The organism is Novosphingobium sp. RL4 (genome assembly GCF_035658495.1).
Classification (GTDB): Bacteria; Pseudomonadota; Alphaproteobacteria; order Sphingomonadales; family Sphingomonadaceae; genus Novosphingobium.
In genome coordinates this window covers 1,188,329-1,214,559 of record NZ_CP141944.1, presented here as the reverse complement: position 1 = coordinate 1,214,559, position 26,231 = coordinate 1,188,329, and the positions used below count along the sequence as shown (strand labels likewise).

19 protein-coding genes and 1 riboswitch are annotated in these 26,231 nt (G+C 66.6%); of the genes, 7 read left to right on the top strand and 12 right to left on the bottom strand.

Going from position 1 to position 26,231, the window contains the following annotated elements; all coding sequences use genetic code 11:
• Positions 1-3: 3 nt before the first annotated feature.
• The 6 genes from U9J33_RS05865 to U9J33_RS05840 all read right to left on the bottom strand — a co-directional run bounded on the left by U9J33_RS05865 (position 4) and on the right by U9J33_RS05840 (position 5,887).
• Positions 4-867, bottom strand: a complete 864-nt coding sequence (locus U9J33_RS05865; RefSeq protein WP_324698508.1) for a TrbG/VirB9 family P-type conjugative transfer protein — start codon at positions 865-867, stop codon at positions 4-6.
• Positions 864-2,141, bottom strand: coding sequence for a type IV secretion system protein (locus U9J33_RS05860; RefSeq protein WP_324698506.1), 1,278 nt, complete (start codon positions 2,139-2,141; stop codon positions 864-866). The genes U9J33_RS05865 and U9J33_RS05860 overlap by 4 nt, the downstream gene beginning before the upstream one ends.
• 7 nt (positions 2,142-2,148) lie before the next feature.
• On the bottom strand, positions 2,149-4,590 hold the full coding sequence (locus U9J33_RS05855) for a VirB4 family type IV secretion/conjugal transfer ATPase (protein WP_324698504.1): 2,442 nt from the start codon (positions 4,588-4,590) through the stop codon (positions 2,149-2,151).
• Positions 4,591-4,638: 48 nt separating this feature from the next.
• Positions 4,639-4,920 (bottom strand): type IV secretion system protein VirB3, encoded by a 282-nt coding sequence (locus U9J33_RS05850; RefSeq protein WP_054440221.1) that lies wholly within the window; start codon positions 4,918-4,920, stop codon positions 4,639-4,641.
• Positions 4,921-4,929: 9 nt separating this feature from the next.
• Entirely contained in the window at positions 4,930-5,235 is a 306-nt protein-coding gene (locus U9J33_RS05845; protein WP_324698502.1) for a TrbC/VirB2 family protein, read from the bottom strand.
• A 277-nt stretch (positions 5,236-5,512) separates the two neighbouring features.
• Positions 5,513-5,887: a tetratricopeptide repeat protein gene (locus tag U9J33_RS05840; RefSeq protein ID WP_185997860.1), complete on the bottom strand. Its 375-nt coding sequence runs from the start codon at positions 5,885-5,887 to the stop codon at positions 5,513-5,515.
• Between the two features lie 296 nt (positions 5,888-6,183).
• Between U9J33_RS05840 and U9J33_RS05835 the strand changes: the two genes are divergently transcribed.
• From U9J33_RS05835 to U9J33_RS05825, 3 genes are all read left to right on the top strand, one after another.
• Positions 6,184-7,800 carry a hypothetical protein gene (locus tag U9J33_RS05835; RefSeq protein ID WP_054440217.1) on the top strand — a complete coding sequence of 539 codons (1,617 nt, stop codon included), beginning with the start codon at positions 6,184-6,186 and terminating at the stop codon, positions 7,798-7,800.
• A gap of 102 nt (positions 7,801-7,902) precedes the next feature.
• Positions 7,903-10,605 (top strand): TonB-dependent receptor domain-containing protein, encoded by a 2,703-nt coding sequence (locus U9J33_RS05830; RefSeq protein ID WP_324698499.1) that lies wholly within the window; start codon positions 7,903-7,905, stop codon positions 10,603-10,605.
• Positions 10,606-10,714: 109 nt separating this feature from the next.
• A riboswitch (yybP-ykoY riboswitch) is annotated at positions 10,715-10,845 on the top strand.
• Between the two features lie 89 nt (positions 10,846-10,934).
• Positions 10,935-11,510 (top strand): TMEM165/GDT1 family protein, encoded by a 576-nt coding sequence (locus U9J33_RS05825; RefSeq protein ID WP_054440213.1) that lies wholly within the window; start codon positions 10,935-10,937, stop codon positions 11,508-11,510.
• Positions 11,511-11,627: 117 nt separating this feature from the next.
• Here U9J33_RS05825 and U9J33_RS05820 read toward each other — a convergent pair whose 3' ends face one another.
• Positions 11,628-12,302, bottom strand: coding sequence for a response regulator transcription factor (locus U9J33_RS05820; protein WP_054440211.1), 675 nt, complete (start codon positions 12,300-12,302; stop codon positions 11,628-11,630).
• Between the two features lie 184 nt (positions 12,303-12,486).
• Between U9J33_RS05820 and U9J33_RS05815 the strand changes: the two genes are divergently transcribed.
• Positions 12,487-13,392 carry a UDP-2,3-diacylglucosamine diphosphatase gene (locus tag U9J33_RS05815; protein ID WP_324698496.1) on the top strand — a complete coding sequence of 302 codons (906 nt, stop codon included), beginning with the start codon at positions 12,487-12,489 and terminating at the stop codon, positions 13,390-13,392.
• Positions 13,389-14,459, top strand: coding sequence for a glycosyltransferase family 4 protein (locus U9J33_RS05810; protein WP_185997863.1), 1,071 nt, complete (start codon positions 13,389-13,391; stop codon positions 14,457-14,459). The genes U9J33_RS05815 and U9J33_RS05810 overlap by 4 nt, the downstream gene beginning before the upstream one ends.
• 18 nt (positions 14,460-14,477) lie before the next feature.
• Here U9J33_RS05810 and U9J33_RS05805 read toward each other — a convergent pair whose 3' ends face one another.
• The 5 genes from U9J33_RS05805 to U9J33_RS05785 all read right to left on the bottom strand — a co-directional run bounded on the left by U9J33_RS05805 (position 14,478) and on the right by U9J33_RS05785 (position 23,534).
• The gene (locus U9J33_RS05805; RefSeq protein ID WP_324699011.1) at positions 14,478-15,284 is read right to left on the bottom strand and encodes an IclR family transcriptional regulator; all 807 of its coding nucleotides are present in this window, start codon (positions 15,282-15,284) and stop codon (positions 14,478-14,480) included.
• Between the two features lie 16 nt (positions 15,285-15,300).
• A complete protein-coding gene (locus U9J33_RS05800; RefSeq protein WP_324698493.1) occupies positions 15,301-16,308 on the bottom strand; it encodes an LLM class flavin-dependent oxidoreductase in 1,008 nt (335 codons plus the stop codon).
• Positions 16,309-16,465: 157 nt separating this feature from the next.
• Positions 16,466-19,885, bottom strand: a complete 3,420-nt coding sequence (locus U9J33_RS05795; protein WP_324698491.1) for a glycosyl hydrolase — start codon at positions 19,883-19,885, stop codon at positions 16,466-16,468.
• 156 nt (positions 19,886-20,041) lie between these two features.
• Positions 20,042-21,334: a TIM barrel protein gene (locus U9J33_RS05790; RefSeq protein ID WP_324698489.1), complete on the bottom strand. Its 1,293-nt coding sequence runs from the start codon at positions 21,332-21,334 to the stop codon at positions 20,042-20,044.
• A gap of 82 nt (positions 21,335-21,416) precedes the next feature.
• Positions 21,417-23,534, bottom strand: coding sequence for a bifunctional rhamnulose-1-phosphate aldolase/short-chain dehydrogenase (locus U9J33_RS05785; protein WP_324698487.1), 2,118 nt, complete (start codon positions 23,532-23,534; stop codon positions 21,417-21,419).
• Between the two features lie 119 nt (positions 23,535-23,653).
• Between U9J33_RS05785 and U9J33_RS05780 the strand changes: the two genes are divergently transcribed.
• Together U9J33_RS05780 and lldD are read left to right on the top strand one after the other, a co-directional pair.
• Positions 23,654-25,081, top strand: coding sequence for an FGGY-family carbohydrate kinase (locus U9J33_RS05780; protein WP_324698485.1), 1,428 nt, complete (start codon positions 23,654-23,656; stop codon positions 25,079-25,081).
• The gene (lldD, locus tag U9J33_RS05775; RefSeq protein WP_324698483.1) at positions 25,081-26,229 is read left to right on the top strand and encodes an FMN-dependent L-lactate dehydrogenase LldD; all 1,149 of its coding nucleotides are present in this window, start codon (positions 25,081-25,083) and stop codon (positions 26,227-26,229) included. The genes U9J33_RS05780 and lldD overlap by 1 nt, the downstream gene beginning before the upstream one ends.
• The last annotated feature ends 2 nt before the right edge of the window (positions 26,230-26,231 follow it).

Genomic DNA, 26,231 nt, shown 5'->3' with positions numbered 1-26,231 from the left:
GTGTCAGTTCCCGTTCGATGAAGCGGCGATCGTGGTGGAGGCCGTGGGGGCCGCTGCCGGTGCGGCCTGGGCGACGGCGGCCGTCCCGCCTGCCGCTGCCGGCGGCGCGGAGATGCCGGGCGCCGCTTCCGACCGTGCATTTTCAAGAGTGGCCACGGCCTTGCCCGAACGCAGGATGATCTGGCGCGGCACTTCGGCGATGACGATGGTCTGCCCGCGTACCGCGTAGTTCACCGGGCCTTCGTCGCCCTTCTCGTTCTTCACGAGGATTGCGGGAACGGCGGTATTGTCGGGCCAGAGCAGATAAGTCGAAATGCCGTCGTCATAGACCCGCGAGGGCTGGAGCTTGGCAAGACCGGTGCGCTTCCACGCAAAGTTGAGCGCGGCGGCATCCACCGGCGTCGCGGCCGGATCGCCCGCCGCCAGCGCCTGTTCGGCAGGATCGAGCCCGGCCATCGCCGGTGCCCCAACCGCGCCCGGCACCGCTTCGGCCGGTTCGTCCTTGTACGTGAAGCGCAGCATGTAGAGCGCGCGCGCCTTGGGCGAGGCCACGAGGTCGAAGAAATAAGTGTGGCGATTGGTCACCACCGTCATGTTGGTGCGCGCGCTGGCTTCCAGCGGCTTCACGAACAGGAGATCGGCACGCTTGTTCGGCGTGATCTGCCAGGTCTGCGAATCGCCCACCGCGACGTTCTCGATCGCCTCGTTTCTGCCGAAGGCGATGGTCGCCTGAACGCCGGTCTTCCCGTCGATCCGCACGACTTCGTTGTCGGTGAAGGCATGTTCGACGAGGCGCTCGTCCGCCTGTGCGGCAGCGGCCTGCACGAAGGCAAGGGCGGCGGCGGTCGCGGCCAGGGCGCGAATCATGTGAACTTCTCCTTGGCCGGTGCGCGGCCAGTGCTGTTTGATGCCACATCGTTGGACGGGCGGAACCGGCTGCCGATCCCGCGCGCACGCGATGCATTGCTCGAACCCAGCGGCTCGACTCCGCCGCCCGAGACTTGCGTTATCACGGTTCGCCGGTCGCTTGAATGCGCTGTCGTGCCCTGGTCCTGTCCGGGAACCGGCGCCATGGCCGCCGCGCTCGCCGCCGAGACCGCCGCCGTGCGGGACTGGCCGGCAGTCGGAGCAAAGGGCTGGACCTGCCCGCCGATGACGGAAACCGGTGCGGGAGGCGCCACGTTGTCGCGCCCTGTGCGCGAGCGTTCGGGGCTGGCGAGGCCGAATACCTGCCAGCCGGACACCAGCGTACCGGCGATCTTGAGCACCATGCCCATGAGCGCGAGATGGACGGCCGCCACCACGAACAGCGCCATGGCGGCACGGCCGTCGATCTCGCCGAGCTGCGCGCCCTGCACCAGCGCCGAGACGATCGGCACCAGCAGTTCCAGAGTGATGCCGCCGCCAAGCACGACGAAGAGCGGCGTCGTCGCGGTGAGCACGACACCGCGCAGCCAGCCGGCGGTAAGTCCGCGCGTGCCGCCGAACAGCGCCATGACGACGAAGATCGGCCCGAGCGCGAGCAGGATGGCCAGCGCGATGCGCGCTGTCAGCAGCACGCCGACGGTGCCGAGCAGCAGCATAAGCGCGCCCATCCACATCACGCTATCGGGCGAGAACAGCCCTGCGGCACCGGCCGCCTTGGCCGCTGCGCCGCCCTGAGCTGCACCCTGTGCCGCATCCCCGCCGTTCTGGCCCGCATTCTGGCCTACATTCTGCGAAGCTTCGGCAATGGCGTTGAACACCACGTCGATCCGGTCTCCGAAGATCTGCGTGGCCGATCCCTTTGCGCCCATCAGCAGCGACGCGATCCAGTCCGGGCCGCCTACCGCAAGCTTCCAGACCACGCCCTGATAGGCGATCCAGCTCGTCGCGAAAGTCAGTACGAGGCCCAGCGTCAACATGCGCGGGGTCAGTGCCGAGATACCGAGGCTGGAGCGCCCGGTCAGCAGCGAGATCGCGAAGAAGGCGATGTAGAGGGTAAGCAGGATGGTCAGCACCGGGGCCATCGCCCCCTCGGCGCCGAACAGGCGGCCGAACGCGGCCGAGGCCATCTCGTTGGCCACGCAATCGACGGCACGCAGCGCCGGGGCGACCCCGGCGGATGCGACTTCGGTGAGCTGTTCGCAGGCGGTGCTCATGGCCGGGTTACTCCGCCGCCTCGATCCAGGCGTCCTCGTCCTCGACCTCTTCGGGTTCGCCGGGCCACGGGAAACCGGTCAGGCGCGGATACCACGCCGCCGGATCGTCGCCATAACGCTCGCGAAGCTGGTCGAGCTTGCGCACCGTGCTCTCGCGGCCGGAAAGCACGGTGAGCACTTCGGGCATCCCTGACAGGTCGAGCCTGACCACCGCCGAGGCATCGGACTGGCGGACCAGGAAGCAGCGGGACTGCGCGGGCAGCGTCTTGATGACGTCCAGCTCGTGCTGCGACAGGCCGAAGCCCTCGCAGTAATCCTCATGCCGGGCGCGGGCATTGGGCATGAACACCATCGTCGCGGTCTGCTCGACCAGCGCGGTGGCGATCCTGCTGTCCAGCGCATCGCGCGCGGACTGGGTGGCGAAGCCCACCAGCGCGTTGCGCTTGCGCAGCGTTTTCAGCCAGTCGCGGATGCGGGCGGCAAAGACTTCGTCGTCAAGCGCCTTCCAGCCCTCGTCGATGAGGATCATCGTCGGCTCGCCGTCGAGACGCTCGTCGATGCGGTGGAACAGGTACATCATGACCGGCGTGCGCAAGCGCGGGCTTTCCAGCAGCGCCGTCATGTCGAAACCGAGCACGCGGGCGGAAAGGTCGAGACGGTCATGCTGGTTGTCGAACAGCCAGCCGTGCTCGCCTCCCCCGTTTGGCCCATGGCTTATCCATGCATCGAGGCGCGATGCGAGATCGCCCGGCTGCGGGCGCCGCGCGCCGGCCAGCAGTTCGCGGAAGTGCGAGAGGCGGCGCAGCGAGGGATCGTTGTGATAGGCCGCATCCACCGCGCCCGCGATCGTCGCCAGTTCCTCGGGGCCGCGCGCTTCGAGCAGCACGCCCAGCCAGTCGCGCAGGAAGGCGCGGTTGGCGGCGGTGTCGGGCAGCGAGAGCGGGTTGAACCCGGTCGGATGGCCAGCGGCAACGCGGCTGTACATGCCGCCGATGCCCCGCAGGAACACCTCGGCACCGCGATCCTTGTCGAACAGCACCGTGCGGGGCCCGAACTTCTGCGCCTGCGCGGCCAGGAAGTTCATGACCACCGTCTTGCCGGAACCCGACGGACCGATGACGGTGAAGTTGCCGAGATCGCCCTGATGGAAATTGAAGAAGAACGGCGTCGAACTGGTGGTGGAGAGCAATGTCACCGCATCGCCCCAGTGATTGCCGCCAGCCTGTCCCATCGCAAAGCCGTGAAGCGAACCGAAACAGGCCATGTTGGCGCTGGAGATCAGCGCGCGGCGCACGATGAATGCCTCGTTGCCGGGAAGCTGGCCCCAGAATGCGGGCTCCATGTTGACGTCCTCGCGCACCGCCACCGCGCCGGCATCGGCGAGCGAGGCGGCGCAAAGCGCGGTCGCCTCGTCAAGCGCGTCCAGCGTATCGGCACGCACGAGCACCGAGAGGTGATGGTCGCCGAAACCGACCGCGCCGGTTCCCAGCGCATCGCGTGCAGCCGACATCTCGCGGCGCTCGGCCATGGCTTCCTCGTCCGCCGAGCGCAGGCGGCGGATGGCAAGGTCGATGCGCTCGCGGGCGATCTGGCGGTCCGAAGGCGCGTAGCTCTCGGTCAGGACCAGTTCGCAAGGCAGGCGCAGCAGCGCATCGGTGAGCCCGGGCGCGGTGCTGTCGGGATAATCCTTGAGGCTGACGACCGAGGCGAACGAGGCGCTGGCCGCGCCGCGCAGCTCCAGCGCGTCCATGCCGAAATTGATGCGGCGGTAGGGCAGCATGTGGCCGATGTCGGTGCCCTCGGCCGGGCGGCGCACGGGGCGCATCTCGCCGTTGTAGAGCGCGGAAAGCAGTTCGAGCACTTCGGAGCACGCACCGGCCTGCCCTTCGTAGTCACCCAGCAGCCGCGCGCCATAGGCACCCAGCGAGGCGACCATGGCCGAGGCGGCCGCGCGCAAGGCCCGCACGTCGGCGAGATCGGCCTCGACCGGCGCGGAACCCTTGTTCCTGAGCATGCGCGAGAGCTTGTCCGGCCAACCTGCCTTGCCGCGTGCGGGGCGGCGGACCAGGGTGATGAACTGGTCGTTGACGAAGAGCGCACCGGATCCGGTGCGGGCCCGCCAGCGCGCGTCGATATGCGCGGCGAGCGGGTCCTCGAACTGGCCGCCCATCGCGATCTGCACACGTCGGCGGATCACGTGATGGTAGAGAACGAAGCGGGCATCCAGCGAGGATCGGAGCAGCACTTCGCGCGTGGCGACGTGCGCGTTGAGCTCATCGCTGTCGGCAGTCTCGAACGCAAGCCCCGGCACCATCAGCGAGAGCATGACCGAGCCGTCGCGCAGCAGCACGACATTCTCGTCCACCAGCGCCTGGTAAGGCAGCCGGTCTCCGACCAGCGTTTCCCTGGCTCCCCAACCCTTGAGAACCGATTTCCTGTTTCCGGCCATCGTTATTTCCCCCGCTTCCCCGCATCCAGACCCGTACCCGGGCCGGGATCAGGGCGCGTAACTGTTGCAGCCCCAGCGCTGCCAGTTCGGCACGCGCGGGCATTTGCTGACCTTGGCGATCCACAGGTCGAACACCCGGGGCTCGCGAAGACAGGCGAGGTATCCCGCGCCATGAATTGCGATCGCCGCCGGCACCGCCCAGAAGCTCTTGGTGATGAGGAATATCTCCGTCGTCACCGCAGCGTTGATGATGAAGAAGCTGTACGTCACGCCCCCGAACATCTGCGGGCGGGTGAGCGCGCGGTGCACCGGATAGCGGGCGAGGCTCATCAGCCGTCCTCAGCCCGCCGCCGACTGGATGCCGGTCACGATCGCGCCCGCGCCGAACAGCACGAAGCAGCCGATGATGACCGTGGCACCGAACCGCCAGTTCATGCGGCCGGTCAGCATCATGAAGCCGACCGCGGCAACCGCCATGACCGCAACCGCCGTGGCGACATTGCCGAGCAGCGTCCCCTGGAGCCAGCTGAGCGCGGCCACGATCGGGCCGGAACCGGCCGGATCGGCGCGCGTGCCCGCCTGTGCATGGGCGATTGCCGGTGCAAGACCGAAAGCAGCTGCAAAAATCGTGAAAAGACCGCGCATATTGCGGATCTGAAACTGAGCGTATCGAATCACCATGCCCTCCGTATGAGGGCGCAGTGCTCCATCCTGATGACAGAAGTGTGACGACAACACGGCCAAATCGACAGCCATGTTGCAATCGTCACACCCGATTTCCGTTCAGCGATCCCAGCCTGCGCCCATCCCTCTGCGCATGAGCCCTTATACTTCAGGGGTACTCAAAATGGCCAGTATCCGCCAATTCCTTGGGGAAAATTCGGTAGCTCCCGAAGTTAGAACGATTTAATTTCGAAATCGCCTAGCGAGACGCCCGCGCATTGGCGCGCAGCAGGTTGTTGAGCGCCAGCCGGGCAGCTGCACGCGAATCGACCCAGCTGCCGTCGGCCAGTTGCAGATCGTAGCGATCCGAGCTGCCGACAGCGGCGCGATAGGCCGCTATCGCCTTTTCGGTCTGCCCATTGGCGGCATAGGCCGTACCGAGATTTATCAAGGTGGCGGGATCGTCCGACCGGGCCGCGCCGGAGCCCTCCAGCTTGCGCACGGCAGCATCCGCATTCCCGGCCGCAAGCTCGGTATAGGCCACTTCCACGCGGTCGTTGCGCGGCACATCGGTCATCGGCGTGGCGGCGGCCTGGCTGAGCATGAGGGTGGCGGCAAGGGCAGTGAGGGACATGGCGGTTCTCCCGTTTCTCTATCTGTGGACTATCAGCAACATCCGCCCAGCCAAGTCGCTCCGCAAGAAAATGACGTTACTGTCATAAAACTGCAATGGACGTGTGAACCGGCCCGACAACCGCGAGTCGCACCCGCCGGGAGCCTCACTTGCCCCTCATGGTCACACTGTCGTCGTATAAGTGCAGATTTCTGTCACGGTATCGCCAACAAACTGTCACCCCTCAGCCCTAGACCCCGCGCTCAGCGAAGGCGGACTCGCCGTCTCGTTCCGACCTGACCAACGGGGGAATTCACGTGAAGACCATTCATGGCGTGCTGCTTCTGGGCTGCAGCGCACTCGCTCTCGCCGGCTGCGGCGCCGACGACATCTCCTCGCCGGGCGCCGGCTCGATCGACGTGGACATCAACAACCCGGCTCCCACGCCCACCCCGACCCCGGGCACCGGCCTGGTCGAGGCAGCGGCGGAGTGCCCCGGCACCGCGGCCACCGGCGGCCTCGTGCTGAGCAACGACGGTACCATCGAAGGCCCCGAAGGCAGCTGGCGCGTCTGCACCCTGCCCGCGCTGGTCAACGTCAGCTCGACGCTGCCCAAGCGCACCGGCGTGGTCTATCGCCTCAACGGCCGCGTCGACGTGGGCTGCGACGGCGGCTTCAAGGCGCCGACCGCAACTTCGACGTTCGCCACCACGACCGTCGCCTGCGGCGCGCGGACGCTCAGCGCCGACACGAACGTGACGCTGACCATCGCGCCGGGCGCGATCGTCTATGGCGACAGCACCTCGGCTCCGGCCTGGCTCGCCGTCAACCGCGGCAACAAGCTGATGGCGGAAGGTACCGCCGCACTGCCGATCATCTTCACCAGCCTCCAGAACATCCAGGGCTCGAACACCAACGATTCGATGGGCCAGTGGGGCGGCGTCGTGCTGCTCGGGCGCGGCGAGATCACCGACTGCTCGACCGGCATGGGCACCACCGCAGGCAACAACTGCGAGCGCGTGACCGAAGGCGCGGCAGATCCCGCGAACTTCGGCGGCCAGGACAACACCTACAACGCCGGCAGCATGAAGTACGTGCAGATCCGCTTCTCGGGCTATTCGCTCGCTCCGGGCAACGAACTCCAGTCGCTTACCGGCGGCGGCATCGGCAGCGGCACCCAGCTCGAATACATCCAGTCGGTGAACAGCTCGGACGACGGCTCCGAATTCTTCGGCGGTGCGCTCAACCTGAAGCACTACGTCGCCATCAATGCCGACGATGACAGCCTCGACCTCGACACCGGCGTCCAGGCGAACGTCCAGTTCGCCCTGATCGTGCAGAAGCCGAACGCCGGCGACTCGTTCCTCGAGTTCGACAGCAACGGCAACGAAGCCGACGATCCGCGCACCAAGATCACCGTCGCCAACTTCACCGCCGTCCAGACCAGCGTGGGCTCGGGCAACAGCGGCAACCAGGCCTCGATGCTGTTCCGCGGCAACTCGGACGTCACTCTCGTCAACGGCGTGGTCTACACCCCGACGAACGAGTGCCTCCGCCAGAACGGCACCACCGCAGGCGGCTCTGCCGCGACCTCCCTCACCGCCCACTCGGTGGTGATGACCTGCGGCGGCACCGGCGCCTTCCTCGGCACCGGCACTTACGACAATGCCGCCGTCCAGGCCGCATTCAACGCCGGCACCAACAACAACGCCGCCTTCACCTCGACGCTGACGAGCACGTTCGTCAACGGCGCCGGCGAAACCGCGGTCCCGGCTTACGCCAGCCTGTCCACGCTCTCGAGCTTCTTCACCAACGTCACCTATATCGGCGCGGTCAAGGACGCTTCGGACACCTGGTATCGCGGCTGGACCTGCGACACCACCAACGCGAACCTCGGATCGAACAGCGCCTGCACCGCAGTGCCCACCGTCTGATCCGACCGCCCGCAGCATAACAAAGGGGGGCGGTCCAAGCTGGCCGCCCCCCGTTCGCATCCGATCCGATCGCATCCGTTACGTGTTCCAGGGGGACAATCCATGATCAAGCCGCGGCTCGTCACGCTGCTGCTCTCCACCGCGTTGCTCGCGCCGACCGCGGCGTGGGCACAGGACAGCACTTCCGCTCCCGCCTCCGGCATTGCCGGCGCCGTTCCCACTCAACCGGCGGATGACGCGGCGGCCGGAGAAGAGGCGCCCGACGTCTCGATCCCGGGCGGTGCGATCATCGTTACCGGCCAGCGCAGCCGCAACATCGAGCGCACGGCCCCGCAGGTCATCTCGGTCCTTTCCAGCGAGCAGATCGCGCGCACCGGCGAAGGCGACATTGCCGGCGCGCTGGGCCGCGTCACCGGCCTTTCGGTGGTCGGCAACGGCTACGTCTATGTTCGCGGCCTCGGCGACCGCTACTCGCTCGCACTGCTCAACGGTTCGCCGCTGCCCAGCCCCGAGCCGCTCAAGCGTGTCGTCCCGCTCGACCTCTTCCCCACCAGCATCATCGCCTCGTCGCTGGTACAGAAGAGCTATTCGACCAACTTCCCCGGCGAATTCGGCGGCGGCGTCATCAACCTGACGACCAAGTCTATCCCGGAAGAAAGCTTCCTGACCATCGGCGGCGGCATCGGCTGGGATACCGAAACCACCAACAAGCTGGGCTACACCTATTACGGCAGCCAGACCGACTGGACCGGCTACGACAACGGCAACCGCTCGCTTCCCGCCCCGCTCAAGGCCTACCTGAAGAGCGACACCGTGATGGGCTCGGGCAGCGACCAGGCGCTTGAAATCGGCAGCACGCTGTTCCGGGGCCGCAACTCGGTGGTCCAGAAGGTCGACAAGATGCAGCCGAACTTCTCGGCCGATCTTTCGGCGGGTACGCGCGCCGAACTCGGCGACGCCACGCTGGGCGTGATCGCGGCGGCCGGCTACTCGAACAAGACCCAGACCCGCGATGCCGTGCAGCAGCTTACACAGGGGCTGAGCGCCAACCCGGACAATCTCTGGGAAGACTACCGCACGGTCAGCACCGACAACCGGATCATCGTCAACGGCATGCTGGGCCTCGGCCTCGAATGGGGCGACAACTCCATCCGCTGGACCAACCTCTACATTCACGACACCAGCAAGTTCACGCGCCTTCGCGCCGGCCACCAGGAGAGCAACCAGGACGTCGACTACATCTCGCAGAAGACCGCCTGGTACGAACGCGCGCTGCTCGACACCCAGTTCACCGGTGAGTTCAAGCCGGACGACAAGACCTCGATCGACGTACGCGCCGGCTTTGCCAACTCCAAGCGCCTCTCGCCGTTCGAGATCGACTCCGAATATATCCGCACCAACGACGGCACCCAGTTCGGCGAAAACTTCGTCAACACCATGGGCACCGGGGCGGTCGATCCCACCACGATCAGCTTCTCGCGCCTGAGCGAGGACGTGTGGTCGGCCGGCGTCGACGTCTCGCGCCAGTTCTTCGACGGCTGGCGCGGCACCGCCGGCTATGCCTATCAGCTGAACCGGCGCACCAACACCAACCGCCAGTTCGGCGTCTATGCCAGCGGCGACCAGTCGCTGATCCAGGCTTTCGGCCTGCTGCGGCTCGACGTGCTGCTGCAGCCGGGGATGTGGTATCTGAACGATGCCTCGGGCATCAACTACAACCTCGAACTGCGTGACCTGACCGCCAACGTCGGCCAGTTCGATGCCCGCCTGCTCAACCATGCCTATTACGGCAAGGTCGATGGCCAGATCACCGACAGCCTCTCGATCGACGCCGGCGTGCGCTGGGAATATGCCAAGCAGACGACCGTCCTTCGCCCGGTCGGCGGGGTGGCCACGCCGACCACCGGCCTCAAGAAGGAATACTTCCTGCCTGCCCTCACGCTCACTTACGAGCTTGAGCCCGGCATGCAGGTCCGCGTGAACGGCTCGAAGACGATCGCCCGCCCGCAGTTCCGCGAGCTGGTCTACCAGAACTTCTACGATCCCGACAGCAACCGCACCTATCGCGGCAACCCGTTCCTGAAGGACAGCCAGCTCACCAACGCCGAGGCCCGCTTCGAATGGTACTTCGCGCGTGACCAGCGCGTTTCGGTGGGCGGTTTCTACAAGCACATCAAGAACCCGATCGAATCGATCCTCGCCGGCTCCGAAAGCTTCATCACAACTTACGCCAACGCCCCTGCGGCGGACCTCTACGGCGGCGAGCTGGAAGTGCAGAAGAACGTCGATCTCGATACGATCGGCGGCGCCTTCTTCGAGAACCGCCGTCTCGTGCTGATCGGCAACTACACCTACACCAAGTCGAAGCTGAAGGTCGGCGCGGAAGACACCACCGACATCTACGGCGCCAGCACGACCCAGCTTGCCAGCGACTACTTCCAGAACGGCGCGCCGCTCACCGGGCAGTCGGAACACCTGCTCAACTTCCAGCTCGGCATGGAGGACACCTCCGGCCTCTCGCAGCAGACGATCCTGCTCAGCTATGCCAGCAAGCGTTCGGTCAGCCGTGGCCTGGTGGGCAGCATCCGCCAGCCCGACGTCATCGAATACCCCGGCCTGCGCGTGGACGTGGTGCTGCGCCAGGGGATCGCACTGGCCGGCAGGGAACTGGAACTCAAGCTCGAAGGCCGCAACCTCACCGGGCGAAAGCACCTCGAATACCAGACCTTCGAGGACGGCCGCGTGGACTTCAACACTTACGCCCTCGGCCGGGTCTTCTCGCTTTCGGCCACGGCCAAGTTCTGACGATCTCACCAGGGAGGCGCCTGCCCTCCCTACGGCAACTGACGGACCGGTCGCAGCGATGCGGCCGGTCCTTTTTTCTTTGCCAGCACCGGTCGCCCGCGCTAAGGGCCGGCTTGTCATCTGGGGAGTAGCCGCCTGCGCCCCCTTGCCCCGGCCATCGCCCGGACAAGACCAGCAGGACCTGTCGTCAACATACTTGGTCGAGAGACCATGGCGCACAGGAGGACGGAAAATCCGTCCGGGCGAGACCAATGGCGTTGCAGTTCCGTCCGGCCGGGCGGGTTCTGCCGCGCTATTGTCTTGTCTGTTGCCCGGCCCGGAGAATTCACTTGGAAGCCCTGCTGACGTCCACCGCCGTGGTCGCGCTCGCCGAAATCGGCGACAAGACGCAATTGCTTGCGATCGTCCTCGCCACTCGCTTCAAGCGCCCCTGGCCCATTGTCGGCGGCATCTTCGTGGCGACGCTCGCCAACCACTTCCTCGCAGCGCTGGTCGGCGAGCAGGCCTCCGCCTTCCTCGACGGCCAGTGGTTCCGCTACCTCGTTGCGGTCAGCTTCATCGCCATGGCCGCATGGACGCTGATCCCCGACAAGTTCGACGAAGACGACGAGCCCAAGCCCAGCCGCTTCGGGCCCTTCGTGGCCACCGCCATCGCCTTCTTCCTCGTCGAGATGGGCGACAAGACCCAGCTTGCCACGATCGCGCTGGGCGCCCGTTTCCAGAGCGTGCTCCCGGTCATGGCCGGCACTACCATCGGCATGATGCTGGCCAACGTGCCCGCGGTGTTCCTCGGCAACGAGATCATCAAGCGCGTCCCGCTGAACGTGGTGCGCACGATCGCGGCGCTGCTGTTCCTGGTGATCGGCCTCTGGCTTCTTGCCCAGACTGCGGGCCTGCTGGGCTGACGATCCCTGCGGTTTCCGCGCCCTCGCGAGGTAAATCTTTCGCCTTGCGGGGGACGGCGGAGCCGTAAAGACGCCGCCTCGGCAGCAGATGGCGAGCCCTCGGCTTCGTCCGGCAGCTCAGATCGCGTCGAAGACGTAGCCCAGGGAGCGCACGGTGCGCAGCGGATTGCCCGCACCCACACCCTTCAGCGCGCGGCGCAGGCGGCCGATCCAGACGTCCACCGTGCGTTCGTCCACTGGCGGCTCCTGCTTGCCCAGCGCGGCGATCAGCTGGGTACGGGTGAAGACCCGGCCCGGATGCTCGATGAAGTAGCGCAGCAGCCGCAGTTCGTTGGGCATCAGCGAGATCGGCCTGCCCTGCCAGCGCGCCTGGAACGCCGCGACATCCACCGACAGTTCACCCTGCGCGAGGACGCGGCCGTTGGCGGTGTCCTGCTCGCTGATATTGGCGCCCAGCACCCGGTCCAGCAGGGCCGAGCGGGTCAGCGGACCTACCATGTAGTCATCCGCGCCCATGCGCAGCGCACGCTTGCGATCATCGACGTTGTCTTCCTCCAGCACGATCGTGACATGTGCATGCGAGGTCAGACTGTCGGCCCGCAGGCGGCGGCACAGCTCAAGGCCCGACATTTCGGGCAGCACCCAGTCGATGAAGACCCAGAGCGCGCCTTCGATCAGCGGAAGCTCAGCAAAGTCGGTCCAGCGGTGAAGGAGGACGTCGAAATCGTCGTGCCGAAAGGCCGCATGGCCCCCGGAAAGCTCGCTCGCCAGCAATATGTCGATCCGCCGCATGGCCCCCTGCGCATTAGCTACGGGCGGCTACTTGCCGCGCCAGTGTGACGAACAGGTGACATATCGGTGACATCACCATGAAAACACGGGCCGAACCCGCCTGTCATCGAAGTGACCCGCAACCGTCACCGCGCCGCAACGCGAAAGTGGGAATATCCCGGCAACTGGAACGGGGGCGCAACCGATGCGGAAAGACGTGGACACCCTTCTCGAACGCACCACCGGCGACAATGCAGGCGCCTTTGCCGGCACCAACATTCCCGCCTGGCTCGACCTGCCGGACCCGAAAGGCTTCCGGCCCAAACGCAAGTACGAGACGATCTGGATCTCCGACGTTCATCTCGGCACGCGCGGCTGCAATGCCGAGATGCTGGTGGATTTCCTGCGCTCGGTGGAATGCAGGACGCTCTATCTCGTAGGCGACATCGTGGACGGCTGGCGCCTGCGCAAGGGGTGGTACTGGCCCGATGCCCATAACGAGGTGATCCGCCGCATCCTCAAGATGGCGCACCGGGGCACCCGCGTGGTCTTCGTCGCGGGGAACCACGACGAGATGCTGCGCGACTATGCAGGACTGACGTTCGGCGGCGTGGAACTGGTGCTTGAAGCGGTGCACGAAACGCTCGACGGTCGTCGCCTGCTGGTCACTCACGGCGACGCCTTCGACGGCGTGGTGCTCTACGCCAGATGGCTCGCGTTCCTCGGCGACAAGGCCTACGGCGCGTTGCTGCGGGCAAACATCGTGTTCAACGCGGTGCGGCGCAAGCTGAAGATGCCGTACTGGTCGCTCTCCGCCTACATGAAGAAGAAGGTGAAGAACGCAGTCCAGTACGTCTGCAGCTACGAGGAAGCCGTGGCGAACGAGGCGATCTCGCGCGGGTTCGACGGCGTGGTCTGCGGCCACATCCACTGCGCCGAGATCCGCCAGTTCGGCGGCATCACGTATTACAACGACGGTGACTGGGTGGAGAGCTGCACCGCGCTGGTCGAGGACCTCCAGGGTCATATCGCCATCGTCGACTGGATCGCCGAGACCGGCGGCCACACGGCGGATGGCGTGGAGGCGATCCGCGCCGAGGCGGCGGAGTGAAGCTCACCCTGGCGACGGACGCCTGGCTGCCGCAGGTCAACGGCGTCGTCCGCTCGCTCTCGGCCACGCTCGATGAACTGGTGCGGCTGGGGCACGAGGTGGAAACCCTCACTCCAGACCGGTTTTTCACGGTGCCGATGCCCGGCTATGCCTCGATCCGCCTGGCCATGGCACCGCGCTTCGGGGTGCGCCGGATGCTCGACAAGGCGCAGCCGCAGATCGTCCATATCGCCACCGAAGGCCCGATCGGCTGGGCCGCTCGCGGCTGGTGCCTTTCGCGCGGAGTGCCGTTCACTTCGGCCTTCCACACCCGCTTCCCCGAATATGCCGCCGTGCGCACCGGGCTCAGCGCCGAGCGGTTCTGGCCGATCATGCAGCGCTTCCACGCCCCGAGCCAGGCCGTGCTGGTATCGACCGACAGTCTCGCACGCGAACTCGCCGGACGCGGTATCTCCCACACCCGCCGCTGGAGCCGGGGCATCGACCATGCCCAGTTCCACCCGCATGGCACGCGGCACCCGGCGATGGCCGCCCTGCCCGGCCCGGTCCTGCTGAACGTCGGCCGCGTGGCGCCGGAAAAGAACCTCGAAGCCTTCCTCGACGCACCCGTGCCCGGCAGCAAGGTCGTGGTCGGCGACGGCCCCGCCCTGGAAAGCCTGCGACGGCGCTATCCGGACGTGCTGTTCCTCGGCGCGCTTTCGGGTGACGAACTGGCAAGCGCCTACCGCGCGGCCGACTGTTTCGTGTTCCCCAGCCTTACCGATACCTTCGGCCTCGTGGTGATCGAGGCGCTGGCCTGCGGCACCCCGGTCGCCGCCTATCCGGTAACCGGCCCGGTCGACATCCTCGGCCGCGACGGATGCGGGGTGGACGAAGGCCTTCGCGCTCCGGCAGGCGCGGTGGACGCGGTGCTGGAACGGGCGATCGCGGCCGCACTCACGGTCCGGCGCGAGGACGCGGCGCTGCTGGGCTCGCGCTTCTCGTGGCAGCGGGCGACCGGCCAGTTCCTGACGACGATCCAGTCCGCTCTCGAAGCCGCCGAAAGCCCGAGACGCGCGGCCGCGTAAAGCGCTGCGGCGCGGCGCTCAGCGAAAACCGAGGCTGCGGGAGATATCCGCCGCCTCCTGCTGCACCAGCCGCGCAAGATCCTCCAGCCGGCCCTGCGCGCGCGGGGTGGGCGCGGCCACGACCAAGGCGCCGAGCACCAGCCCCGCGGCATCGCGAATGGCCGAGGCAGTGCCGGTTACGCCGTCCGCCGCCTGATCGACGGTCTGGGCGACGCCCTGCTCCCGCGCATCGGCAATGGCAGCGGCCAGGGCCTTGCGATCCACCAGCGTTGCCGGGGTAAAGGCCTGCGCGCTCAGGCGGCGCAGGTAACTGTCGGTCGCATCCTGTGAGCATGTCGCCAGCAGCGCCCGTCCGCCCGCCGTCGCGTAAAGCGGGCGCCGGTCTCCGACACTGACCGAATAGCGCACGACGTTGCGGCTCTCTACCATGTCAACATAAGTGAGCTGGTCGCCCTCCCCGTCGCCCACGGCGAACAGCACGGTTTCGCCCGTCGCGGCGCAGAGGCGGCGCATGCCGTCTCGGATCAGATCGGAGCTTTGCAGGCGGCGGCGTGCCTCGGCCAGTGCACTGCCGAGGCCGAAGGCGCCGGGGCCCAGCCGCCAGGTGCCATCCGCGCCGATCACGAAGTCTTCCTCTGCCAGCCCGCGCAGCAGCGCCGCGAGGCTGCTTTTTGGCGTGGCGAGACGGCGGCTGAGGTCCGCCAGCGACAGCGGCTCGCTGCTCGCGCAGAGGGCTTCGAGCAGGCGGACCACGCGCGTCACCGATTGCGGCGAGGCCGCCCGCGCTCCCACGCCTTCCGCGGCCGTTCCGTCCTGCTCCGTCACCGTGCTCAAGCCTGCCTCACCGAAATGCCGGGATCACTTCATCCGCGAAGGTCCGGGCATAGGCAAGGAAACGCTCCGCCGGAAGGCCCGGCGGCATCATCATCGTGAAATGCTCAACCGGCGCCTTGTCGCGAAGGGCGCGGAAGCGGTCCACCGCCTCGGCCGGGGTAAGCACCTGAAGCACGCCGCTGCGCTTGAAGGTATCGAGGTCCATCGGCTTCATCGCCGCATCCTCGATCCCGATCGCCCGGTCCTCCGCCATCCACGCCGCATAAGTGTTGCTGACGTGATGAAAATAAGGCGCCAGTTCCTCGACCGCAGCCGCCTTTTCATGCGCGACGACCAGCATCAGTTCCTGCAGCCAGATCTTCGCAAGCGCCGGGTCCTTGCCCTGCTCCTCCAGCTTCTGGCGATAGAGCGGCCAGATATCGAGATTGCCGAAGTACCCGTCGCCATACCTCGCCACCCGCTCCATCGCCTTGGGCGCGAAGCCACCGATGTAGAGCGGCACTTGTCCCCGGCTCGACAGCGCCGAAACCCGCGCGCCTTCGAGGCGGAAATGGCGGCCCTCGAAGTCCACCGTCTCGCCCGCCCAGAGCCGCCGGACGATGCTCAGGAATTCGTCGAACCGCGCACCGCGCCGGGTGAAGTCGAGGCCGTGGGCCGCATATTCGCGCGCCCGGTAGCCGATGGCGAGCCCCATCGCCAAGCGCCCACCGCAAAGCGTGTCGAGCACCGCACAGTCCTCGGCGAAACGCAGCGGCTCGTAGAGCGGGCCAAGCGCGATGCCAGCACCGATGCGCATCCGCTTCGTACGCGCAGCGATGGCCGCAAGCGCCACCAGCGGCGAGGTCATGTAGCCGTCCCCGGCGAGGTGGTGTTCGGGCACCCAGGCCCCGTCGAAGCCCAGCGCCTCGGTTTCGGCAACGACGTCGAGAATTTCGCCATAAAGCGCTTCCGGCGCCCGTCGCCACGGGCCGGGATTGCGGAAATCGTAAAGGTAGCCGAAGCCGAGTTCGCCCATCGTGCCCTGTCCCGTTCGTTCTCGGGCAGGAGCCTAGCGGCCGGGGCCGAGGCGGCAAGGCGCGGGGGCGATGAGTTGGCGAAGCCCGCCCGCCGCCAGCCGCCGCAGGGCACCGGAGCGGCTCCCGGAGGAAGAGCCCTCCGGGAGCTTTCCTGCCTTACTTCTCCAGCTTGACCGCGCCGATCAGCCCCGAAGGTCTGAGCGGCGCATCGGCACGATAGGTCGGCATCGCCGTCCAGGTGATCGGCTTCGCGCCGGGCTGCGCATCGCCGACGAGGCGATTGACCCAGAGATTGGCCACCTTCACCTCGATGGTGTTGGCGCCGTTCTTCACGGCCTTGCCGATATCGATCCGGTAAGGCGCATGCCACGCCGCACCCACCGGCTTTCCGTTCACCGTGACTTCCGCCAGGTCGCCCACCTGCCCGAGGTCCAGCCAAAGCGGCTGCCCCGCTTTCGCACCCTTCGGCAGGTTGAAGCTGCGCGAATAGGTCGCCTCGCCGGAGAAGTACTTCACCCCGGCTTCGGCATTCTGTTCGAGCGGGGCAAGCTTCGGCATCTCGATCGAGGCGGGAGCGCCGCGGTCGGCCTGGAACCGCACCGTCCAGCCATCGTCGAGCGAAGCCAGCGCCTGCACCGGCCTGGCGGGCAGTATAAGGCTCTGCTTCGCGGCCGCCTTGCGGAACACCACGAAGACCGCGTCACCTTCGGCCAGCGAGAGCGGCACGACCGTCTCGCCATTCTCCATGCGGTAGCTTACCGGCTCGCTGGTTCCGGTTTCCGGGTGCCAGAGTTCGGGAGCCTTGCCGGTGACGCGGAAGCGCGCCTCGATGGACTGCGCGCCTTGCGGATTGGAGAGGTAGTAGATCTCGCCCTGCCCGTCGCGGCGGTGGACGAAGGGGATTTTCGTATTCGCCTCTGCTCCGGTGAAGGTGAAATCCGGTGCCACCGACAGCTTGCTAAGCGCGCCTTCCACGTCCTTGCCGGCGATCACGCGGCCCTTTCCGACTGCGGCGTCACCGCTGCCCGGCCAGAGCTTCGCCACCAGCGCCGACCATTCCGCGTCCTGCGGGCCCATCATGCCCCCTGCCATGCTGGGCGTCGAGACCGGCGCATCGCCGATCACCGTGGCGCCGCCCTCGACCAGCGCGGCGAGCTTCTTCAGCGCTCCCAATGTCATGCGCTGCGACGAACCACCGAGGTAGATCGCCCGGTAACGCGCGCCGCCGGGCGCGGCGACCTCGTTGCCCTCGTTGGTGAGCAAGCCGGTGAGCGCATCGTAGCTGAGGAAATCGTAAGCGTGCGAAACCGGCGCATCAGCCACCGGCTTGTCGCCATAGAGCCCGGTCAGCGGTGCTTCCTCGCCGTAGAAGTAGGCCACGTCGGCCACGTTCCGCCCCGCCTGAAGCAGCAGCGAGGAGCGCGAGATATAGTCCACCCAGGGCTTGGCCATCTCGCCCCAGCTTTCCATCCGGTTGAAATACTGGCCGAAGATGAAGAGCGAGAGGCCGGGCTTCTTGTCGTCCACCGGCACATGGACCGAGGTATGGACCACCGGGCGGTTGACGCCGTTGACGAACTCCATGTCGATGAAGCGCTTCAGATCCTTGGGCGCGAAGGCCCAGGGCGACATCGAGGCGGTCATCGATTCCGCCGCGACGAGGTTCTGGCCGTAGAGATGCGCGACCGAAGCCGCGCCCTTCATGTCGGCGATCAGGGTCTGGCGCGGGCCTTCCTCGCGGAAGGTCCACATCGCGGCCATCGGGATATCCGTGTGGCTGCGCATGGTCATGTCGTCGCCCAGCATCGGACGCTTGTCTTCCAGCGCCTCGCCATAGACCTTGAGGCCATTCTCGTGAGCGACCCTGGCGACGGTGCCGTAATGCTCGCTGGCCAGCAGGTCAGCCAGGGTGCGGCGATAGTCGTAGAGGAACTTGTCCGATTGCGCGCGCGTGCCCACCAGCACGCCGGTCAGCGCCGGCAGCCAGGGCCGCGCGTCATAGCCGCGCAGGCGCTGGAACTGCTCCAGCATCTTCGGCGTCCAGTTCGCCTCTCCCACCTCGATGGAATCGGTGAGCAGCGCACGCACGCCGCGCTGGCCGATCATGTCCGGCCCGGCGGCATCCTTGTACATGCCGATGTAGTGATCGAGATAACGGCGCACCGCGTCGCCATCGAACTTGTCCACCTCAAGCCCGGTCGCCTCGGGCGGTGCCGGGTGGTTGGTGGTGCCGAGCAGCGAATAGCCCATGCGCAGCACCCGCCAGCGCTGGCCCTTGGGCAACGCCGGGGCCTGCCAGTCGAGCGTGCCGTCCGCCTTGAGCTTGCCGGTGAGGTCGACAACGCTGGCGGGGGCGATACCGGCGGCACCGTCCTTCGGCTCCTCCAGCGCGTAATAGTCGCGGCTCATCACGAAGCCGGCCTTGGTCTCGAAACGGTCTACTTTCGGAGCGGCATCGAGCGTGAAGGTGCCGACGACCAGCGGCTTCTTCGCCAGCATCGCGCCGACGCCGTCGAACAATCCGTCCATGGCAATGCCCGGCGCGGGCGATCCGAGGCCGCCGTCCTGCTTGCGAGGATTGAGCACGACACGGAAATGCGCGGCGGTAACGGCGGGGAAGCTGACGGTCGTGGGTACGGCACCCAGCGTCAACGTGGCGATCGGCGTCCACGTGTTACCGTCCGCGCTCGATTCCAGCGCGCCCGTGAAAGCGGCTCCGGCGAAGGGAACCACCACATCGGGCACGAAGACCGTCGCGGTGGAGATCCGGGCCGGCTTCGCATAGTCGAGCCGCAGGCTGGGCGCCTCGCCTTCCTTGCGGGCCAGGGTTACGCCCTTGGCAAGATCGCCATCGAACAGCGCGGCAGCGGAGAGCACATTGCCCAGCCCATCCGCCGCGCGCGGCAAGGCGACTGCGGGTTCGACGGATTCGGGGTAAGCGAAGACGCCGACATCGCCGTAGTACGACGGCCCCGGAGGGGCGGGATGACCGGAGATCATCTCCTCGATGGACACCGCGGCACCCAGCGCCTGATAGGGCCCGGTCGCCGAAGGCGGCGCGGAAAGCTTGCCCGAGAAGCGCTGCCCGGCGGCTACCGGGGTCTCCGACCAGACCAGTTTCTTCAGGCCGTCCTGCGGCTGAACCCAGGGGCCGCCGGTTTCCGACCATCCGGGCGAGGCGGCGATGGCGAGTTCGAGCCCCTGCCGGTCCGCCTCGTGCGCGGCGAAACGGAAGGCGTCCTTCCACTCCGGCGTCATGTAGACGAGGCGCTTGTCGACCACTTGCGGGGTCTGAAGATTGGCGTCGAAGTTCTGCAATCCCCCGATGCCGACGCGCTTCATCCACGCCATGTCCTTGGCGATGCCGTCCTTCGAGATATTGCCGTTCATCCAGTGCCACCACACGCGCGGGCGGGCGGAATTGGGCGGATCGCGGAACTGGTCCTCAAGTGGAGCGGTAGAAGCAGCGGCTTCGGCGACGGGCACCTGTTCCTGCGCGGCGGCAGGCATCGCAGCCAGCGCCGAGGTCAGTGCGGTTGCAGCGCGCAGCACGGTACGAAACGATTGGATCGGCATAATTTCCCTCCCAAATCCAAATGGTTGTGTAGATTTTTTATTATTGCAGCAGTCTTGTCTTCACCTTGCCGCCGGGACGGGGAGTCCCGGCGAGAAGGGTTTTCCGGCAGGGCTTGTTACCCTTTGGTCCGGCAGTATTTCAGGATGCGAAAGAGATCAGACGATCCCGGCGCCGAGGCCCACGGCCTTGCGTTCCTGCGCTTTGCGGTCGCGCCAGCGGCTTTCGCGGTAGACGCCCAGCACGTCCGCCGCGCCGCCCGCCTCGACGCGCGCCTTGGCCAGAATCGGGCTGACATCGACATTGTAGGCACGGCGCAGCGCCTGGAAGGCCATCATCGTGTCGTTGGCTTCCTGAGAGAGATGCAGCGCCTCGCGGTCCACCAACAGCGCCTTGGCATAGCAGGAACCGATGGCTTCGGCGGAGGACAGCATGGATTCGATCGGATCGGTCACGTTGTGCGACTGGTCGATCATGTAGCTGGGCTTGAAGCCGTCACGCGGAGCCAGTTCGGCCTCGACCAGTTCGTTGAACACCAGGAACAGCTGGTGCGGGTTGATCGAGCCCGAATCGAGATCGTCATCGCCGTACTTGCTGTCGTTGAAGTGGAAGCCGCCCAGCTTGCCGAAGCGGTGGAGGCGGGCCACGATCTGCTCGATGTTCACGTTGGGCGCGTGGTGCCCAAGGTCGACCAGACACTTGGCCTTGGGGCCCAGTTCCTGAGCGGCGAGGATCGAGGAGCCCCAGTCGCTGATGACGGTGGAGTAGAACGCCGGTTCGAACATCTTGTGTTCGAGCAGCATCCGCCAGTCATCGGGCAGCGCGGCATAGACCTGTGCGGCGGCATCCAGATAGCGGTCGAGGCTGCGGCCGAGGTCCTGCTGGCCGGGGAAGTTGGTGCCGTCCCCCACCCAGACGGTGAGATCGGTGGAGCCGAGCTGCTGGCCGATCTCGATGCATTCGATGTTGTGCTCCACCGCCTGCTGGCGCGTCGCCTCGATGGTCGAGGAGAGCGAACCGGTGGAATAGCTGTGCGCCTGATCTTTCTGGTCCTGGAAGGTGTTGGAGTTCACCGCATCGAAGCCAAGGCCAAGGCTGGCCGCTTCCTCGCGCAGCGCCTTGTAATCGCTCACCTTGTCCCACGGGAAATGCGGCGAGACGCGGGAGGTCAGGCGCGAAAGCTGGTTGATGACGGCGCAGTCTTCCAGCTTTTCATGGATGTTGGTGGGTTCGCCCGCAATCGGGAATTTGGCGAAGCGGGTGCCGCCCCGGCCAGCGCCCCACGAGGGAACGGCGACCGAGAAGGCGGAAACCTTGTCCTTGATCGCATCGATGGCGATGCCAGAACGCTCCAGCTTGCGGCCAAGCGAGGCATATTCGTCCTCCAGCGCATCTGCCGCGCGGGCATTGGCTTCGGCGATCAGTTCATCGGAAATCGGCAGTCTGCTCATTCTCTTATCCTCTTCCGCATCCGGCACCGCGATGCCGGAAAGGGGAATGCGCCGGTTCGTGCATTCCCCCGAAAAACATCTCTTAACGCGTGAACGCCTGTGCGTTACCCGCATCGACATTGATCATGTTGCCGGTCGATTTCGCCGACTGGTCACCGGCCAGGAAATAGACCGCCTCGGCAATGTCGGAAGGCAGCACGTCGCGCTTCAGCATGGAGCGGTTGCGGTAGTGTTCTTCCAGTTCCTTGCCGGTGTCGATGCCGTGGGCGCCCGCGCGTTCCTTGCGCCAGTCGCCGTCCCAGATCTTGCTGCCCTTGATGACCGCATCGGGATTGACCACGTTGACGCGGATACCGTGCGGCGCGCCCTCCAGCGCCAGACAGCGCGCAAGGTGGTTCGCCGCTGCTTTGGCGGAAGCATAGGCCGAGGCATTGGTGGCCGCCGCGACGCCGTTCTTCGACCCGATGAACACCACCGAAGTGCCGCCCTGCTCCTTCATGCCCTTCAGCAGCGGCCATGCGGCGCGGCTGGTGAGAAAGTAGCCCTGCGCCAGCACGTCGTAATTGCGGTTCCACAGTTCGATCGTGGTCTCCTCGATCGGTGCTGACGAGGCGATACCGGCATTGGCAACCAGAATGTCGAGCCCGCCGAATTCGCGCGCGGCCACGGCGAAGGCTTCGGAGACTTGCGCCTCGTCGGTCACATCGCAAACGGCGGCGCGGACCACGTCCTTGCCGAACTGTTTGGCGAAACCGGCGCGGACTTCCTCCACGGCACCCGCATCGCGGTCAGCCAGCAGCACGCAGGCCCCGTCCGCCATCAGGCGTGCGGCGGTGGCGGCACCGATGCCGCCGGCGCCGCCGGTGACGAGCGCCACACGGCCGACCAAGGGCTTGGGTGCGGGCATGCGCTGGAGCTTGGCTTCCTCAAGCAGCCAGTATTCGATGTCGAAGGCTTCCTGCTCGTCGAGCGCGATATAGTCGCCGATGGCCTCCGCGCCGCGCATCACGTTGATGGCGTTGCCGTAGAATTCCCCGGCAAGGCGCGCCGTGGTCTTGTCGGTGGCGAAAGTGATGCGGCCCACGCCCGGCACGAGCACGACCACCGGGTTGGCATCGCGCATCGCGGGCGAGTTGGGACGCTTGCAGCGCTCGTAATAGGCTGCATACATGTCGCGATAATCGGCAATCTTCTGAGCCAGATAGTCCTGGTCCTGAAGACGCGTAGGGTCGAGGGTCAGGGGAGCGATCTTGGTGCGCAGGAAGTGATCAGGGCACGAGGTGCCGAGACCGGCCAGACGCTCGAACTCCGCCGAGTTCACGAATTCCAGCGCTTCGGCGTCGTCCGAGAAGTGGCCCAGCTTGCGGCGCGCGCCGGTCATCAGACCGCGCAGGCGCGGCATGAGATCGGCGGCGATCTCCGCGCGGTTCCCGGCAGTGCCATGGGCCGCGCCGCCGAAGGCAGGCTTCTCGCCCAGCTTGGCGTTGAGATAGTTCGCCGCGTCCGCGATCAACTCGACAGTGTGTTCGTAGCAGGACTTGGCGCTGTCGGCCCAGCAGATGATGCCGTGACCGGCAAGCATGACGCCCTCGACGCCTGGATTGGCCGCCACATAGTCGCGAAGCTCGACGCCGAGCGTGTAGCCAGGGCGCTTCCAGCCGAGCCAGCCGATCTTGCCGCCCCAGATTTCCTGCGTTGCCGCTTCGCCGCCCGAACTGGCGGCCAGCGCGATGATCGCGTCCGGGTGAACATGGTCGACATGGGCGAAAGGCAGCAGCGAGTGCAGCGGCGTATCGATCGAGGCGGCGCGCGCGTTCAGGTTGAAGGTGCAGTGCGGCAGGTAGCCGACCATCTTGTCGTCGTCTTCCGGCCCGGCATAGTGCGCCTCAAGGCCGAGCAGCTTGTCCTGATAGAGCGTGGCGAAACCGTCGAGCTTCATCGAGCCGATGTCGCCGCCCGAACCCTTCACCCACAGCACTTCCACCGTTTCGCCGGTGAGCGGGTCCACTTCCGCCAGCTTGGCCGAGGTATTGCCCCCGCCGAAGTTGGTGACGGTCAGATCGGAACCGAGCAGGTTGGAGCGATAAAGCAGCAATTGCTCGGGAGACAGCGTCGCGGCCAGCGAATCGTCCCAGCGGCTGGAAGGAACGGCAAACGGTATCGCAGCCGGGCGGGAAGCGGTCATGGTATCCATAGTCATCCTCTACCAATTCGTGCTTGCATGAGCAATCTGTTTCGCTACAAAACGATCACGTTCGATCATCAAAGTCAATCATAATTGGTCAGAGCGTGTTTGGGTTGGAGGATGGTTGGAGAGCCATGACGGGTACCGGTACATTCATCGTCGTCGATATCGGCAAGACCCTCAGCAAGGTGACGCTGTGGACGCGCGGCGGGCGCATGATCGACCGTCAGGTACGCCCCAACGTCCCCTGCGAGCATGACGGGCTGCGTGTTCTCGACGTCGAGGGAATCGGCCAATGGCTGCGCGCCACGCTGCGCGGCTGGTCCGGCCATCCGGTGGAAGCGATCATCCCCGTGGCCCACGGCGCGGGCTTCGCCGCTCTCGACGGCGCCGGCGGCAATGAGGGCCTGCTGTTCCCGCCGCTCGACTACGAACAGGCCGTCCCCGAAGACGTGATGGCCGACTATCGGCGCGAGCGTGACGCCTTCACCCTCACCGGCAGCCCCGCCCTGCCCGACGGCCTCAACCTCGGCACGCAAGTCTACTGGATGGCCCGCCGCCACCCCGAGGAGATGGCCCGCGCCACGCTCGTTCCCTGGGCGCAGTACTGGGCCTGGTTCCTCTCCGGCAAGGCCGCGAGCGAAGTGACCAGCCTCGGCTGCCACACCGATCTCTGGTGCCCCGCCGATGCGCGATTCTCGCCCATGGCCGAACGATTCGGCTGGGCGGAACGCTTTGCCCCCGTGGTCAAGGCGAGCGACATGGTGGGCACGCTCCGCCCCGAGATCGCCGCCGAGACCGGCCTTCCGGCCACGGCCCAGGTGCTGGCAGGCCTCCACGATTCGAACGCCGCTCTCCTCGCTGCGCGCGGCTTCGCCGAGATCGCACGGCTGGAGGCGACGATTCTCTCCACCGGCACCTGGTTCATCGCCATGCGCCTTGCTGCCGAGACCTTCTCCATCGCCGCCCTTCCCGAGGCGCGCGACACCCTCGTCAATGTCGATGCCTATGGCTGGCCGGTGCCTTCCGCGCGCTTCATGGGCGGGCGGGAGATCGAATCGGTAATTCAGATCGACACCCGCCGCGTCGACATCCGACCCGACCAGCCCAAGCTGATGGACGCCGTGCCGGGCCTGCTCGAACGCGGGACGATGATGATGCCCACGCTCGCGCCGGGTTTCGGACCGTTCCCTCACGGCAAGGCAGACTGGGTGGACAAGCCCGAGGAATGGGCCGGCACCTGGTACGCGCGGCGTGCCGCGATCTGCCTCTATGCGGCGATGGTGGCCGACACCTCGCTCGACCTGATCCGCTCGAAGGAGCGCCTGCTGATCGAGGGTCGCTTCGCCGATGCCGAAGTCTTCGTGCGCGCCCTCGCCGCGCTGCGGCCGGAAACCGAAGTCTATGTGGCGAACGCACATAACGACGTCTCGTTCGGCGCGCTGCGGCTGATCAATCCGCTGCTGCAAGCGCAAGGCGGGCTGCGCCGTGTCGAGCCGCTCGAAGGCGATCTCATGGCCTACCGCGAGAAGTGGCGCGCGCACATGCGGGAGCTTGCCTGATGATCACCGCCTCCATCCCCGACTTCCGCGAGGCCGCCCGCCGCCGCCTGCCACGCTTCCTGTTCGAATATATCGACGGCGGCTCCTATGCCGAGGCAACGCTCCGGCGCAATGTCTCCGACCTTGCTGACCTTGCGCTGCGCCAGCGGGTGCTGCGCGACGTTTCGCAGCTCGACCTCTCGACCGAATTGTTCGGCCAGAAGCTCGCCCTGCCCGTCGCCCTCGCCCCGATCGGGCTGGCCGGACTCAATGCCCGGCGCGGCGAATGCCAGGCGGTGCGCGCGGCGGACAAGGCGGGCATTCCCTTCACGCTCTCCACCGTGGGTGCCTGCACCATCGGCGAAGTGGCCAAGGCGGCGAGCAAGCCGTTCTGGTTCCAGCTCTACATGATCCGCGACCGCGCCTTCATGAAGGACCTGCTGGCCAAGGCGGTCGAGGCAGGCTGTTCCACGCTTGTCTTCACGGTGGACATGCCCGTCCCCGGCAGCCGCTACCGCGACTATCACACCGGACTTGCCGGAACCGGCGGGCTGAAGGGCGCGGCATGGCGCGCGGCGCAAGCGATGATGCGCCCGTCATGGGCCTGGGACGTGGGCCTCAACGGACGGCCCCACACTTTGGGCAATGTCGCCCCCGTGCTTCAGGGCCGCACCGGCATCGAGGATTTCTTCGCCTGGATGCGGAACAACTTCGACCCTTCGATCAACTGGCGCGATCTCGATTTCATCCGCTCGGAATGGAAGGGCCCGCTGGTCATCAAGGGCATTCTCGATCCCGAGGATGCGAAGGAAGCCGCCGAACTCGGCGCGGACGGGCTCGTCGTTTCCAACCACGGCGGCCGCCAGCTTGACGGCGTGCTTTCCAGCGCGCGCGCCCTGCCCCCCATCGCCGACGCCGTGGGAGACCGCATGACCGTGCTGGCCGACGGCGGCATCCGCTCCGGCCTCGACGTCGTGCGGATGCTGGCGCTGGGCGCCAGGGGCGTGCTGCTCGGCCGCGCATGGGCCTGGGCGCTCGGCGCCGGGGGCGAGGCGGGCGTGACCAAGATGCTGAAATTGATCGAGGCCGAGATGCGCGTCGCCATGGCGCTCACCGGCACGACGAAAATCGCAGAGATCGACAGAACGATCCTGGCGGGAGGGACCTGAAA

What these genes read in the sequence shown, in the direction of transcription:
- U9J33_RS05865 (WP_324698508.1), bottom strand. Translation starts at nt 867, where the DNA reads ATGATTCGCGCCCTGGCCGCGACCGCCGCCGCCCTTGCCTTCGTGCAG.
- U9J33_RS05860 (WP_324698506.1), bottom strand. Translation starts at nt 2,141, where the DNA reads ATGAGCACCGCCTGCGAACAGCTCACCGAAGTCGCATCCGCCGGGGTC.
- U9J33_RS05855 (WP_324698504.1), bottom strand. Translation starts at nt 4,590, where the DNA reads ATGGCCGGAAACAGGAAATCGGTTCTCAAGGGTTGGGGAGCCAGGGAA.
- U9J33_RS05850 (WP_054440221.1), bottom strand. Translation starts at nt 4,920, where the DNA reads ATGAGCCTCGCCCGCTATCCGGTGCACCGCGCGCTCACCCGCCCGCAG.
- U9J33_RS05845 (WP_324698502.1), bottom strand. Translation starts at nt 5,235, where the DNA reads ATGCGCGGTCTTTTCACGATTTTTGCAGCTGCTTTCGGTCTTGCACCG.
- U9J33_RS05840 (WP_185997860.1), bottom strand. Translation starts at nt 5,887, where the DNA reads ATGTCCCTCACTGCCCTTGCCGCCACCCTCATGCTCAGCCAGGCCGCC.
- U9J33_RS05830 (WP_324698499.1), top strand. Translation starts at nt 7,903, where the DNA reads ATGATCAAGCCGCGGCTCGTCACGCTGCTGCTCTCCACCGCGTTGCTC.
- U9J33_RS05820 (WP_054440211.1), bottom strand. Translation starts at nt 12,302, where the DNA reads ATGCGGCGGATCGACATATTGCTGGCGAGCGAGCTTTCCGGGGGCCAT.
- U9J33_RS05815 (WP_324698496.1), top strand. Translation starts at nt 12,487, where the DNA reads ATGCGGAAAGACGTGGACACCCTTCTCGAACGCACCACCGGCGACAAT.
- U9J33_RS05800 (WP_324698493.1), bottom strand. Translation starts at nt 16,308, where the DNA reads ATGGGCGAACTCGGCTTCGGCTACCTTTACGATTTCCGCAATCCCGGC.
- U9J33_RS05795 (WP_324698491.1), bottom strand. Translation starts at nt 19,885, where the DNA reads ATGCCGATCCAATCGTTTCGTACCGTGCTGCGCGCTGCAACCGCACTG.
- U9J33_RS05790 (WP_324698489.1), bottom strand. Translation starts at nt 21,334, where the DNA reads ATGAGCAGACTGCCGATTTCCGATGAACTGATCGCCGAAGCCAATGCC.
- U9J33_RS05785 (WP_324698487.1), bottom strand. Translation starts at nt 23,534, where the DNA reads ATGACTATGGATACCATGACCGCTTCCCGCCCGGCTGCGATACCGTTT.
- U9J33_RS05780 (WP_324698485.1), top strand. Translation starts at nt 23,654, where the DNA reads ATGACGGGTACCGGTACATTCATCGTCGTCGATATCGGCAAGACCCTC.
- lldD (WP_324698483.1), top strand. Translation starts at nt 25,081, where the DNA reads ATGATCACCGCCTCCATCCCCGACTTCCGCGAGGCCGCCCGCCGCCGC.